Annotated in this window: 6 protein-coding genes; 1 reads left to right on the top strand and 5 read right to left on the bottom strand. The window is 60.1% G+C overall.

Annotated features, from left to right (window positions below):
- The 5 genes from BUE38_RS16445 to BUE38_RS16425 all read right to left on the bottom strand — a co-directional run.
- The coding region (locus tag BUE38_RS16445; RefSeq protein ID WP_143166371.1) for a DUF6531 domain-containing protein at nt 1–3,419 on the bottom strand (3,419 nt) is incomplete at its 3' end.
- A 32-nt stretch (nt 3,420–3,451) separates the two neighbouring features.
- The gene (locus BUE38_RS16440) at nt 3,452–6,289 is read right to left on the bottom strand and encodes a type VI secretion system Vgr family protein (RefSeq protein ID WP_073436324.1); all 2,838 of its coding nucleotides are present in this window, start codon (nt 6,287–6,289) and stop codon (nt 3,452–3,454) included.
- 461 nt (nt 6,290–6,750) lie between these two features.
- The gene (katG, locus tag BUE38_RS16435) at nt 6,751–8,958 is read right to left on the bottom strand and encodes a catalase/peroxidase HPI (protein ID WP_073436323.1); all 2,208 of its coding nucleotides are present in this window, start codon (nt 8,956–8,958) and stop codon (nt 6,751–6,753) included.
- 174 nt (nt 8,959–9,132) lie between these two features.
- Nucleotides 9,133–11,268 (bottom strand): protein-disulfide reductase DsbD family protein, encoded by a 2,136-nt coding sequence (locus tag BUE38_RS16430; protein WP_073436322.1) that lies wholly within the window; start codon nt 11,266–11,268, stop codon nt 9,133–9,135.
- Between the two features lie 76 nt (nt 11,269–11,344).
- A complete protein-coding gene (locus BUE38_RS16425; RefSeq protein WP_159438904.1) occupies nt 11,345–12,445 on the bottom strand; it encodes a TlpA family protein disulfide reductase in 1,101 nt (366 codons plus the stop codon).
- A gap of 178 nt (nt 12,446–12,623) precedes the next feature.
- On the opposite strand from BUE38_RS16425, the gene pdxR reads away from it, so the two are divergent.
- A complete protein-coding gene (gene pdxR, locus BUE38_RS16420; protein WP_327077520.1) occupies nt 12,624–14,048 on the top strand; it encodes a MocR-like pyridoxine biosynthesis transcription factor PdxR in 1,425 nt (474 codons plus the stop codon).
- Nucleotides 14,049–14,139: the final 91 nt, after the last annotated feature.

The following is a 14,139-nucleotide window of genomic DNA, read 5'->3' as shown; positions in this document are numbered from 1 at the left end:
CGCTCACCGCGCCAGCGGGTGGCAGAGGTGGTGTCGTTGTCCTGCGGATCCTGTGGATCGACCAGGTTGCCCGCCGGATCGAAGTCAAAGTGCTCTTCCCGCACTGGCGATGAGGCCTTGCGCAACCGGCCCAGCGGGTCATAACCGTACTGGGTGGTGCCACGCAGGCTGTCGTCGACGGCAGTGAGCAGGCCATTCTCGGCATAGTGCCATTGACGCCTGAGCGCCTGGCCGTGAGCGGGCTTGAGCTGCTGAGCGATCAGGCGGCCCACCGGATCGTAGCGAGACTCGACCTCGCGGCCGCGCTGATGGCGACGGACTTCTCGGTGCAGATCGTCACGCTCGAAGCCGATCAACTCCTGCTGGTCCAGCGCCATGGCATGCACGTGACCGGAGCCGTAGCGCAACCAGGCAATCTGTTGGCCATCGGGCAGGATAGTGGTCTCACGGTTGCCCAGCGCATCATGGGTATGGCGAGTGACAGCGCTGTATTCACTGCCGTTGGGCAGACGATGGCGCTGAACCTCGGCGATCAGGTTATCGGCGGCGTCGAAGCGGAACTGTGTCTCGCTGTCGTCACTGGCGGCACGTACCAGACGCCCCAGCGGGTCATAGGCGAAGTGCGTGGTCACCGGCAGCAGGCCGGGGCGCTCGCTGCGCCGTTCCAGCAGGCGGCCCATGCTGTCACGCTTGAAGGTCGTTACCTGATCGCCTTCGTGCAGTTCTCGCAGGGCACCAGCGGCATCGTATTGATAGGTCTTGCGGCGACCGTCGAACCCCTGTTCCTCGACCAGATGACCGCCTCCGTCATAACGGAAGCTCCAGCGGTCACCGTTCTGGTTCACCAGTGCCGACAGGCGCAGCAGGCGGTCATACTGATAGCTGAAGGTCTGGCCCAGCGGGTCGCGCCGCTCGATGGGCTGACCCTTGCCGTTGTAGCGGTAGCGGGTGCGCTGACCCGCAGGGTCGACATACTCGGTCAGACTGCCTTCACCATCGTGGGTAAAGGTTTCGGTAGCGCCATCGGCGTGCTGGATACTCAACGGCAGGCCGCCAGCATCCAGTCGATAGCGGGTAGGGTGACCGGCGGCATTGATCATCTCGCACAGGTGGCCACGATGATCGTAATGATATTCGGTGGTCTTCTGCGAGCAGTCACTGGCGCTGACCAGCAGTCCCTGGTCGTTCCACTCGTAGCGATAGGTGTTGCCGGCGGCATCGGTCATCGCGGTGAGCAGACCGCGTTCGTTGTGCTTGTAGGTCGTCTTGCGGCCGCTGGGGGCGATTTCCTCCACCGGCAGGCCACGCTTGTCGAAGCGTGTCTCTCGCACACGACCATCGGGGTTGGTGACCCTGGCCGGTAGGCCCTGGTCGTCGTACTCGATCTGCGTCGTCAGGCCCTGCGGATCGGTCACTGCGGTCATCCGGCCTTCGGCATCGTAGCGGTAGCGCGTGGTGCGACCTTCGCCATCCATATGACGGATCAGGCGCCCATGTTCATCCCAGCGCCAATGCTCACTTCCCAGTTCTGGATGGTAGGGGTGAGTGATTGACTCAATCAGGTTGTGATAGTTGTAGCGATAGATGGTGACCACGTCTGCGGCATCGGTCACACGGGTGTACCACAGACCCCGATGGTACTCGAAGCGTGTATCCTCGCTGCCGTCTTCCAGACGGTTGCGGATACAGCGGGTCTCATGGGCCGAGGGGAGGGCGCCTTCGGCCTTGCCGGGCCAGTCCCATTCCAGCTCGACGGCCAACTCGTTGCGATGGCTATAGCGGGTGACGAGGTGATGCTGGTACTGGTAGTGGCGTTCGTAACCGCGGGCATCTTCGCTGGTCACCAGGTCGCGCTGTGCGTCGTGGGTATAGCGGGCCAGTACTTCCTGCGCCTGATCGCTTCCCGGATAGTGACGAACAATCCGCTCCAGCAGCCCGGCGTCGCTGTAGTGAAAGCGCAGGTCCAGCGCGGCGTTATCCGTGATGCTGGCAAGGCAACCTTCGCGATAGTTCAGGATGAGGGCTCGACCGTCACGCTCACGTCGTTCCACCAGACGGAAATGGACACGCTGCCCCGAGCCGGATTCGGCGATACGCTGATAGTGCTCGACGCCTTCATCAAGGAAGCGCAACACATAGGTGTCGACATCCGGGTGTTCGAGTGTGAACTGCTCCCTGGGCAGGAAGCGGCTCTCGCCAATGGCCAATGACTCGACAGGCAGGGCACGATTGAGGCCATCAATGTAGGTCAGTTGCCCGTCATGTTCCTCGAAGCGCAAATGGTAGGGCGTGCTCCAACGTGCGCCAAGCTCACTGTCATCAAGTTCGTCAATGCTCGAACGATAGTAGCGTGTCCACTCGATGTCGATCAGGCCCGGAACGCGAAAGTCGGTATGCCACAGGTTCTCGTCGCCCATCACATAGTCGATGGGGTTGCCGCTATTGCGCCTGCTGACCGGGAAGCCACAGGCGCAGCCAGCAGGTGTCGGACTGGCATCCGTCTCATGACGAGAGGATTGACGATATTCCGCATCGAGCACATGCCGATTGGTCTTCCCGGTGATCGCGCCACCTTCGTGGTTGACGCCTCTCGTGGCTCTTCTGCGGCGCCCTACCTCACTGGCCAACTCCGCTACGAGAGGCAGCAACTCATCGATCCCTTCTATTATCTTGTTGACCGCAACGCCACTGAGCACACGCAGGGAGCCAACCAACTCCAGGCGGTCAGCTCCCAGAGCATCGAGAAGACGGTCAAAGGCGACAAAAACGATCTTCTTGCCCTTGTCGAGGATATCCCACCAGGCAGGGTTGCGTTCGATCATTCCCGCCTGGGTAGCCGCATCCACGGGGTGCTCGATGAACTCACCAAGCTTGTCGATGATGTTGATGACCTCGTTCTGGAAGTCTGACTTCTTTGATTCCACCCAATCGGGAAGCTGCTCCAGGAAGGAAAGCGCTTGACCTGCGGCCATATTGATCAGGATGTCCGCCGCCATTTCGACGCCTTCGCCACGCGAGAACGCCAGAACACTTTCACGTGTCGCCAAACGCATAGGACGCGAGGCATTACCCGCGGCGGGCACCAGGCCAATGGCATCAATGACCAGTACAGCCCACAACCAGGCACTATGGTGATTGGGTTGACCTCGTGGATCTTTGCCAGTGAGGTCGGCCACATCACGAGCCACATCGCCCAGCGCCATGACATTGCCGATCACCGGCAGCATATAGGCTGCCTGTACCACCACATCAAGGATGGATACCGAGTCCTCTTCCACATCCATGAGCATGACGGCTTCCGGCGTTTCGCCTTCGGAGTAGGGCTCCGCCGTGATCACACGCTGATGGATGGCATGCTCGCGGATACGGTTCACATCCTCGGTGACGTTGACCCCTAGTACACCGCCAGTATCGGCCATGACAAGATTCCTTCCCTGATTAAAGGCTCGCTTCAGCGAACGCTATTCTTCAATGCACTGGTCAACATCTGAATGACCGGTTTGGCAGCCTTTTTGTAGGGCCATGCCTGTGGTTTCTGCTCGATATCGCGTGGATCCTCGAAGTACTCGATCACCGCACTGGCTCCGGGAACATCGGACAACGAGGCCTTTCCAGCCGCATCCAGCACACCACTACGCACCGAGCCATCAGCAAAGGTGGCTCGATACGACGCGTTGGGCACCGGCTTACCGTTACCGTAGAGATGCTCGATCTCGAGATTGGTCGGCTCGGTCTCGGGCAGATTTGGCAGTGAGGGGCTCAAACTCGTCGGCCCCGCAAACAGGTGCTGCGCGCCCTTGATATCGATCTTGCCCGGGGCGTGGATCTCGATATTGCCACCCTTGATGCGCACATAGGCGCCAGCGCAGACCATCAGAATCTCCTCGGCGGCGGCGAGATTGATACTCTTCTCGGTGGAGGTGACCTTGACGTCCTTCTCGGCGGTCAGCTCCATGTTGTCGCTCTGGGCCTGCACCTCGACCTTGCCCTGGGCGGCGAACAGCTTGATGCCGGCGCGCTGGACAAACATCGACAGCTTCTCGGACATGGTGGCAATCAGGCTCTTGCCGGTGGCCAGGTTGATGTCCTGTCCACTGGTCACGCTCAGTGACTTGCCCTGGGCGAGGTGGGTCGATTCCGGAGTGCTCATGGCGATGCCGGCAGGGGAAGCGGCATGCAGCCAGGGGGCATTGAGCTTCGCCGCTTCACCACTCCCGCCCTGGCTGGCGGTTGTGGCGCTGCTGCCGTCGAAGGCTCCGGTACTGCCCGCCGACCCATGGCGGCCTTGGGCATCCTCGCTGGCCTGCTTGAGGTTGTCGCGGGTGTCCAGTGGCTCGGCGTTGTGACTGGTGGCGCTGCTGCTCAGGGTGTCGGAGAGTTGCCAGGCACTCGAGAGCTGCTGCCAGGCCTGGGTAATGTCGAGCTGTTCGCCGTTGGCGCCGATCTGGCCCCAACTGGTCAGCAGCAGCCCCTCATTGGCGCGGACGGCACCGTAGGCATCGGTACGCAATTCAAAACCGGTGCCCCGGAAGGCACCGCGGGTATTACCCTGCTGGTCGATCAGATAGCCGAGGTTGAGCTGACTCTTGCTGTGTTCGGAGTTGAGCTTGACCCGCTCCTGATCAGTGGCGTCGTCGAATACCAGTTCGTTGAACTTGCCGCCTCGGTAGGTCTTGCTCTTGAAGCCCGACAGCAGGCCGTTGCTGTGCCAGTCCGGCGTCTGATCACCGTTGTAGACGCGACCGGTGATGATCGGCCGATCGGCATCTCCCTCCAGAAAATCGACCACCACTTCCTGACCAATCCGCGGCACGAAGACGCCACCCCAGCGGCCGCCGGCATTGGGCTGGGCGACGCGCACCCAGCAACTGGAGTGGGCATCGCGCTGGCCCTGCCTATCCCAGTGGAACTGCACCTTGACCCGGTTCAGGGTGTCGGTGTGAATCTCCTCGCCCTCGGGGCCGACTACGGTAGCCGTCTGCGGGCCACCGATGACGGGGCGTGCATGATCGAGAGTAGAGCGGTAGGGCTGGCTGAGGCGCTGGGTCTCGAAGTCGACCAGATAATGGCCGGTGCCGACTCTCCGATAGTCCTCTCGGTAGGCATCCTCATCTTCAAGACCATGGGCCTTGAAGGCGGCATCGATCCGCGCCTGCAGGCTGCCGGGCAGGGTCTTCAGATGAGCGGAGACCGGCAGGGCGTTCTCGGCATGAATATTGAGGCCCAGCACCAGGAACTGGCGCTCGCTTTCGTCACTCCGATTGTTGATGCCCGAGGCATGGCGGGCATGCTGGCTGAGTTCGAACCATTGACCGATCTGTAACTGGCGCGCACCACCGGAGCCATGGAAGCGCTTGGCCCGCGATTCCAGTGCCTCGAGGCGGTTGAGGGTAAGGTGTTCACCACGCTCATGGTCGAGGTAATAGTACTCGCCGGGATAGTCATAGACCTCCATGTCCGGCAGGTTGCCCTGATCGCGGACGGTGTCCAGTGACGAATGTTTGGCCAGACCGGGTTGCTTGTAGTCGAAGGTGGCGAGGCTGACGCGAGTCGGTTGCTGGTGGCGCTGGCCGCTCCACTGGGTAATCGAGTCCTCGGTCTCGGTGGCGTCCTGGCGATGGAAGCGGATGACCTGCGGCGCGACCGGCGAACAGGTTTCCGGGTCATCGGTGAAGACAATGCGGTGACCACTGAAGTCATCGTCCTCTCCAGCGTGCTCCGCATACCACCAGATGCCTTCCTGCTCCAACAGCCGGCTGACGAAGTTGAAATCGCTCTCGCGGTATTGCACGCAGTAGCTGCGTGAGGGGTACTCGCGGCGCAGGTCGAAACGCCAACGGGCGGTATTTTCTCCCATGGCGACGCCATGCTGGCCGAAGACCTCCTCGAGTATCTCGACAACGTTGCGATCCTGGAAAATGCGGCTGTCGCTGCCCAGCTTGAGCATCGCCAGCCAGGGTACCAGCACCACTTGGTAATAGAAGACTCCGCCATCCTCACCCAGCAACGCCGCCGACTCGACCAGTCCGGAGAGTGGCCGGTAGCTGCCATCGGCCTGACGTATCGCCAGCTCGGCGGGCTGGGCCATCAGTGTCTTGAGCTCGATGTCGCCGCGTTGGGAGATGCAATCGAGGGTATAGGAGAAGGGGCGCGAAAGGCGTTCTTCGCCCACCAGCCGATGGGGGATGAAGTCGCCACCGCTGAGGGTCAGCCTGAGCAGGCGCTCGTGCTGGGAAATCGGCCCCGACAGGAGTCGAGTCAGCAGATCACCGGAGTCGTCCGTGAACATGGTGTTGTTGTCCTTTACGCCGAATGCAGTCGCGCCAAGCCATTAACGTGGTAATCAAATCAACCGATCCTGATCAACTTGATTGTCGCCCACGCCACACTGGAGCAGATGCGTGGATCTGCTGGTGCAGCGCGGGCTCGCGTCGACGGCACGTCCTTGTGCCGCAAGGAACCCAGCACAAGAGCTTGCTGAGCTGATATTACCCAGCACTTTACCGGAAGGGTCTGACGACTCCCACTGTGGCGCTAGTCGCGTCATGTACGATATATCGTAATTTACTGTAAGAGATCGTCTACGAAAACCACGAACGGAGCAAGCCGCTGAGCTGAGAAGGTAGGGGCGCAGAAGTCCAGAGGAGAGATATGGCAGAAATATGAAAGAGAGGCGGGGAAACGGAGCGGAGGAAACAAGGCAGGCCGGAGCCCCAAAGGACTCCGGCCTGCAGGTACCCGAGGCAGAACTCAGGCGAGGTCGAAACGATCCAGGTTCATCACCCGGGTCCAGGCAGCGATGAAGTCCTCGATGAACTTCACTTCCGCATCTTCCGTGGCGTAGACCTCGGCCAGCGAGCGCAGCTGGGAGTTGGAGCCGAATACCAGGTCGACACGGGTGGCCGTCCACTGGAGGTCACCGGTCTTGCGATCGCGCCCCTCGTACAGGGTCTGCTCATCATCGACTGCGCTCCACACCGTCCCCATATCGAGAAGGTTGCGGAAGAAGTCGTTGCTCAGTACGCCCGGGCGCTGGGTAAAGACGCCATGTTCGACAGCATCGACATTGGTGCCCAGCATGCGAAGACCACCGATCAGCACGGTCATTTCCGGGGCCGTCAGGGTCAGCAACTGCGCCTTATCGATCAGCAGCGTCTCACCCCTGGCCTCAACCCCCAGGCGGATGTAGTTGCGGAAGCCGTCTGCGGCCGGCTCAAGGAAGCTGAACTGATCCACGTCGGTCTGCTCGATGGAAGCATCCATACGACCCGGCGTGAAGGGAACGACCACATCGTGACCCGCATCCTTTGCAGCCTTCTCGATGCCAGCAGAGCCTGCCAGTACGATCAGGTCCGCCAGCGAAATCCGCTTGTTCCCGGACTGAGCGGCGTTGAACTCACTCTGGATATTCTCCAGGGGGTCGAGCACGCGCCCCAGTTGCGCCGGCTGGTTGACCTCCCAGTCCTTCTGTGGTGCCAGGCGGATACGACCACCATTGGCGCCACCGCGCAGGTCGGAACCGCGGAAGGTGGACGCTGAAGCCCAGGCCGTAGACACCAGTTCGCTGACGGACAGACCGGACGCGAGGACCTTCGCCTTGAGCGCCGCGATGTCCTGGTCGTTGACCAAGTCATGGTCAACCTCGGGAATCGGATCCTGCCAGATCAAGACCTCCTGAGGAACTTCCGGGCCGAGATAGCGGGAGCGGGGGCCCATATCGCGGTGGGTCAGCTTGAACCAGGCGCGCGCAAAGGCTTCGGCGAACTCCTGCGGATTCTCGTAGAAACGACGCGAGATCTTCTCGTAGGCCGGGTCAAAGCGCAGCGACAGATCCGTCGTCAGCATGGTCGGCAGACGTTTGCTGCTCGGGTCATGCGCGTCAGGGATGGACTTGTCACCATTGGTGGCCTGCCACTGCCAGGCGCCACCGGGGCTCTTGACCAGCTCCCAGTCGTACTTGAACAGGTTTTCGAAGAAGTAGTAGCTCCAGCGGGTCGGAGTGGCCGTCCAGGTGACCTCGAGGCCACTGCCGATAGCGTCGCCCGCTGAACCGGAACCATACTTGCTGGCCCAACCCAGCCCTTGCGCCTCGAGCCCAGCACCTTCCGGAGCTGCGCCAAGGTGGCTGTCGGGAGCGGCACCGTGGGTCTTGCCGAAGGTATGACCACCGGCGATCAGGGCAACCGTTTCCTCGTCATCCATCGCCATGCGAGCGAAGGTTTCGCGAATATCATGAGCGGCCGCCACCGGGTCCGGGTTACCCTCGGGTCCTTCCGGGTTGACGTAGATCAGGCCCATATGGGTCGCACCAAGTGGCTTCTCGAGATCACGGTCCTCGGAAAGGATACGCTCGTCGCTGCCCAGCCAGGTATGCTCCGAACCCCAGTAGACGTCCTGATCCGGCTCCCAGGTATCTTCACGGCCACCAGCGAAGCCAAAGGTCTTGAAGCCCATGGATTCCAGCGCGACGTTACCGGTGAGAATCAACAGGTCCGCCCAGGACAGCTTGCGGCCATATTTCTGCTTGATCGGCCACAGCAGACGGCGTGACTTGTCGATATTGACGTTGTCCGGCCAGGAGTTGAGCGGCGCAAAGCGCTGCTGGCCACGGCGCGCACCACCACGGCCATCGAAGGTGCGGTAGGTACCAGCGGCATGCCACGCCATGCGGATGAACTGCGGGCCATAGTGGCCAAAGTCGGCGGGCCACCATTCCTGGGAGTCGATCATCAGGGCCTTCAGATCGGCCTTGACGGCGTCCAGGTCGAGGCTCTTGAATTCCTCTGCATAGTCGAAATCATCGTCCATGGGGTTGGAACGCGAGGAATGCTGATGAAGAATGTCGATACGCAGCTGATCGGGCCACCAATCCCCGTTGGTCATGCCGCTGCCGGCAGCCGGGGTGGAAGCGCCTGCGCCGTGAAACGGGCACTTTGAAGTAGAAGCTTGATCACTCATTGCTGGTTTTGCTCCACGGTTGCCATTGTCTTGTCGGTTCGCTCTATGACGACCCTGCATGACTAAAGCTAGTCCGATTCCAGCTCAAGCGATAATGGATACTGGCTATGCCGGCGATAGACAAGCCAACGCCGGCTCAGGAAAGCCGCCGAGACCAACTGAAAGGGTTGATGGTCAGTGGGCTTTATCAGCCAACGCCAGGAGGCTATCCGGCTCAAGAATCTGAGGGAGCACCTCAGGCTCGCTTTCTCCTGGTGCATACCACAGGTAGAGCGGCACCCCAGAACGGCCATGTTCCTGCAGGAAGGCTGTGATAGCAGGGTCACCGTTGGTCCAGTCACCTTTCATTGTAACCACGCCCGCCTGCTCAAAGGCTTGCTGTGCTCTGGAAGTGTGGATTGCCCGCTGCTCGTTTATCTGGCAGGTGACGCACCAGTCTGCAGAAAAGTAGACGAAGATGGCTTGGTCCTGCTGCTGAAGTTCAGCCAGCCGCTTTTCATCGAAGGTGAGCACGCGTGCTTCGGCGGAGTTTGCTGTCCCGTTGGCGGCAGGCACTTTATGCCCTGGAAAGGAGTGGGGAACCAGAACGCTGCCTGCCAACGCCAGCGCGACAGTCAGTCCTGCTGGCAGCCAGGCTAATCGCTTGCCAGCTCGCTGGCGTATGCCGGTAAACCAAAGCCCAACCGACAGCAACATGATCAGACAGAAACTCGCAATCAAGCCGTCGTTGCTGAGCTGTCGCCCCAGCACCCAGGCCAGTGCAAGGGCCGTCAGAAACATGGGGATGGCCATGAAATGTCGGAAGCTTTCCATCCACGGACCGGGGCGGGGTAGACAGCGGCTCAGCGCGGGTATGAAGCCAAGCAGAAGGAACGGCAGGGCGATGCCCAGCCCCAGGCCGGCAAAGACAGTCAGCGCAGCAAGCGGGGGCAGTATCAGCGCTGCGCCAAGGGCAGTGGCCATGAATGGGCCAGAGCAGGGAGTCGCCACAAAGGCGGCAAGTACACCGGTCCAGAAGGCTCCTGCGACACCCCCCTGATCAGCCAGTCTTGCGCCTTTGCTGATGGAGCCCAGCTCGAATAATCCCGCCAGATTGAAGCCGATGGCGGTGGTCAGAAGGGCAAGCATCACGATAACTCGCGGGTCCTGCAGTTGGAACGCCCAACCTATCTGAGTGCCAGCTGCACGCAACGCAAGGATGACCGCGCCCAGCATGAGACAGACGATCACGACTCCTGCGGTGTAGGCCAGTGCTTCACGCCGAGCTTCGCGTTTACCACCGGACAGTCGCGCCAGGCTGAGCACCTTGAGACTCAGGATCGGGAACACGCATGGCATGATGTTGAGAAGAACACCGCCCAGCAGGGCACCGAGCAATGCCGTCAGCAGCAGGGTAGTGTTGCCTTGTTCCCCAGCCATGTCAGCTTCCGGCAAATTCCGGGGGCTATCGTCGCCCTGCGCTGGTCCATTCTCACTGCGGCCATGCAATGCCAGGCCCGTGCCATTCCCCAATGACAGCAGTGCCTCCAACTCAGCAGGCGAGCCGGATGTCTGCCGAGACTTGTCCAGCAGCGTCTCGACGGTCAGCACATCTCCTTCTCGGCTGAAAACCTGTTCCGCTGCGGGGTCGATTATCTTGTCGGTGGCGATAAACAAGTGAGGATCGTCCAGCTCCACACTGGCGGGCAGGGGGATGCTCAGGCGCAGTCGAGCATCGTCAATAACAGTAAAGCTTGCCCTTGAACCCAGCGGTCTCGGAAGGTCCTGTCTCCATTCGTCGAAACGCGCCTTGCGCTCCGACGGCACCTCTCCATTTCCAGCGATCAGAGTAATAGCCAGCGACGCTTCTTCAGGAACGCAAGCATCAGCTCGGCAGGCAAGGTATTTGATATCAACAGTGATCGGAAGCGAGGTTCCCTGCGGTACCGAGCCATCAACTTCAAAGGGCACCAGTAGCGCATAAGGGTGCTCATAGACATGATTCATCAGATCGCCGGTCATCAGCGTCTGCGGCACCGGGTAAGCTGCCTCGCCGACATTGACGCCTTCCGGCAGTTTCCAATCGAACTGCGGTGCCAGGCCAATGCTGCCCGGCTGTTTCCAATATCCGTGCCAGCCTGATTGCGGCTCCATGAATACGGCCAAGGTACTCGATGTACCAGGTGCGGGCCGATCTGTTTCAGCTATCAGCGAGTTCTTGATCAGCACCTCGTCAGAGGCGCCGGGAATCTCCTGGGCAGCGCCTGTCTGGAGGAACAGCGTGAAAGTCAGGCAGCACAGAAGAATGCAGCGGAACAGGAATGTCGTCATTGGATCCAACCCCCGCGAGGCGGGTTATTCCATCAGAAGATATACCGCTCCGTCGCCGGAGCGGTGAGGGGGCTGCCTATTGGCCGAGACGCTCCACAGCCGTGGTCAGCGTGGTGTCCTGCGGCCCAAGCTTCTCTGCGATCTGTCCATCAGCACTGATCAGCACGACAGAAGGTATCTGTCGAATATCGAAGGCTCGATGCAGCTCACCCTCGGCATCAAGCACCACAGGAATATCCGTCTCGGTAGTGGCAAGATAGCTTTCGACATCGGATTCCTTGGTCCAAAGACCGGAAATGATACCTACCCACTGCACCTCTTCGTCTTCGCTCAGTTGATTGACGGTTTCGCGTACACGACGGCAGGCAGTGGCGGTTTCCGGCTTGCTCTCTGCAAGATAGGACTCACACCAGGTGGCAAAGAACACCACACCCAATGGCTTGTCTGAATCTGCTCGAGATAGATCGATGGTATTGCCGTCCCACGTGGTAACGGCGAGGTCGGTAGCCGCCTGCCCCACCTTCAGCGTATCGGCGTCGTTGTCTGCGACGTCTGCTTCCTCGGTGGTTGAGGACTGCTGCTCATCCTGCTCGAGTACCGCCTGCAGCGCCTGCTCCAATTCCTGATCGTCACGATGACCGATGTAGGCGATGTGGCCACTGCGATCAATCAGCACGTGCTGTGGAGTGACACGTAGATTCAAGGCTTCGCCCAGCGTGCCATCATCCACCGTGATCGGCATGGTCAATCCCATTTCGTCGCGATAGGCGGCTGCTGCCTCGGCGGTATCAGCGTAACCGGTGTTCACGGCGATAACTTGAATATCATCGCCGTGCTCCTCCTGAAACTTCTGGAAGCCAGGCATCTGCTGACGGCAGGGCACACACCAGGTCGCCCAGAACTTTATGTAGACCGGAGTCTCGCCGTACAGGCTGGCGAGATCGATGGTCTCGCCGTCCAGAGTCGTCAGGCTCATCTCAGGACCGGGCTGGCCGATCAGCGATTCGCCAGCGGCCTTGGCGCGCTGCTCGCCGTCGGCCTCCATATCATAGGCTTGCTCCTGCTCGGTCTGGTCCTGATCAGCGTCGTCCGGATCGGCAGCCTGAACCGGGCCGAGATGGCCGAGCAACAGGGTGGACAGTATGGCAACGGAAAGAAAGGCTCTTTTGGTCTGCATCAATCTCATCCTGCGGGTAAATTCGGCATGGCAAGCGCTACGGGTGATAACTATGGTCCATAAATACGGGTCCATAAGTACGGGTCCATAAGTACGGGGCCATATTAGGTAGTGCAGTTGGTAGCGATTCTGAGGCCGACCATGATCCAATAGAAAGTACCAGGATTGGTAAGTTTTTATGTACCATTGGCCAATGAGCAAGCTTCGCTTTTCACTTGATCGCCACGGCAGCCGCTCTCTGGCTGAGCAGATACGCGCCAATATCTCTGACGCAATTCGACAGGGGCATTTGTACGAGGGTGCGCGGCTGCCTTCGTGGCGTGATCTCGCAGTACAGTTGGGCGTTTCGCGGGGAACCGTTAAAACGGCTTATGACAGGCTAGGTGATGATCAGTTGGTCATCTCGAAGGGATCCGCCGGTACTTTCGTGGCCTCGGTACTGCCAGCTCTACCAGAGATTACCGACCGGGCCTCGCAGCTACCGTTACCCGACCTCTATCAGGACCTGGACAGCGCCCCTAAACCTTTTCAAGTGGGGGTGCCTGCGCAAGATGGCTTTCCCTACAAGCTCTGGTCTCGAATAATGCTGCGCTGTTCGCGACAGGCCGTGGCGGAAACATTGCGCTATCCCGATCCGCGCGGAGAGCTGGTATTGCGCAAGGAAATTGCTGCCTACCTGTCTGTGGCTCGTGGGCTGCTCTGCTCTCCAGATCAGGTCATCATCACCAATGGCTACGCTGGTGCGTTGGGTCTCGCGCTACATATGCTGCGGCTGGATTCGCAACGTGTCTGGGTTGAGGATCCTTGCTACCCACTGACGCGGCACTCCTTGTCATTGGCAGGATATACCCCTGTACCAATACCAGTAGATGAACAGGGAGTCTGTGTTGAGCAGGGAGTGACGCTAGCGGCAGAAGCTCAGTTGGCTGTTGTGACAGCCAGCCAGCAAGCACCGTTGGGAATGCAGCTGTCGCTGGCTCGCCGCCAGGCACTGCTGATCTGGGCCAGGGAGAACGCTGGCTGGGTTATCGAAGATGACTACCTGAGCGAGCTGCAACTAAGCGGCCGTGCCCCTCCGGCATTGGCGTCGCTGGATCATGATGGCAGAGTGATTCATATCGGCACTTTCAGCAAAACCATCAGCCCAAGGTTGCGACTCGGTTTCATGGTGGTGCCGCCCATGTTGGCAAGCCGTGCCGGAGATACCGCGGCAGCATTGTCGCCAGCGTCTGCGCTGCCCAGCCAGTTGGCCGTGGCGGAATTCTTGCGAGACGGCCATTACCTTCGCCACATTCGACGTATGAAGCGGTTGTATGCACAACGACGCAATGCGTTGCTTGAGCTGATGGAAGGGTCGGCTTGCGTGAGGAAAATGGCCGGTCTGTCGTTACTGGTCGATCTGCCCGACGATGTTGACGATGTTCAGATCGCCGATATGGCGAGGGAGGCTGGGTTAGCTCCGGCGCCGCTGTCTCCCTGGTTTGCGACGCGAAGCAACGCTCGCAAGGGATTACTCCTGGGTGTGACCAATCTAACGGGCCAGGCCCTGGAAGAGGGGTATAGACACCTGGCCGAGCTTATCGCCTGTTCTGGCGAGCAATAAGTCCGCTCATCGATATCAATCATGATGAAGGTATGGCTTCCCTGTGCTCAGTCGGTAATCGGAATCGTTACGGCTGTAATCCCAGGTATAG

It is taken from the genome of Halomonas cupida (assembly GCF_900142755.1).
In the GTDB taxonomy this organism is placed as follows: domain Bacteria; phylum Pseudomonadota; class Gammaproteobacteria; order Pseudomonadales; family Halomonadaceae; genus Halomonas; species Halomonas cupida.
Note: the sequence above shows the minus strand (reverse complement) of the source record. Positions and strands in the feature narration are given on the sequence as shown.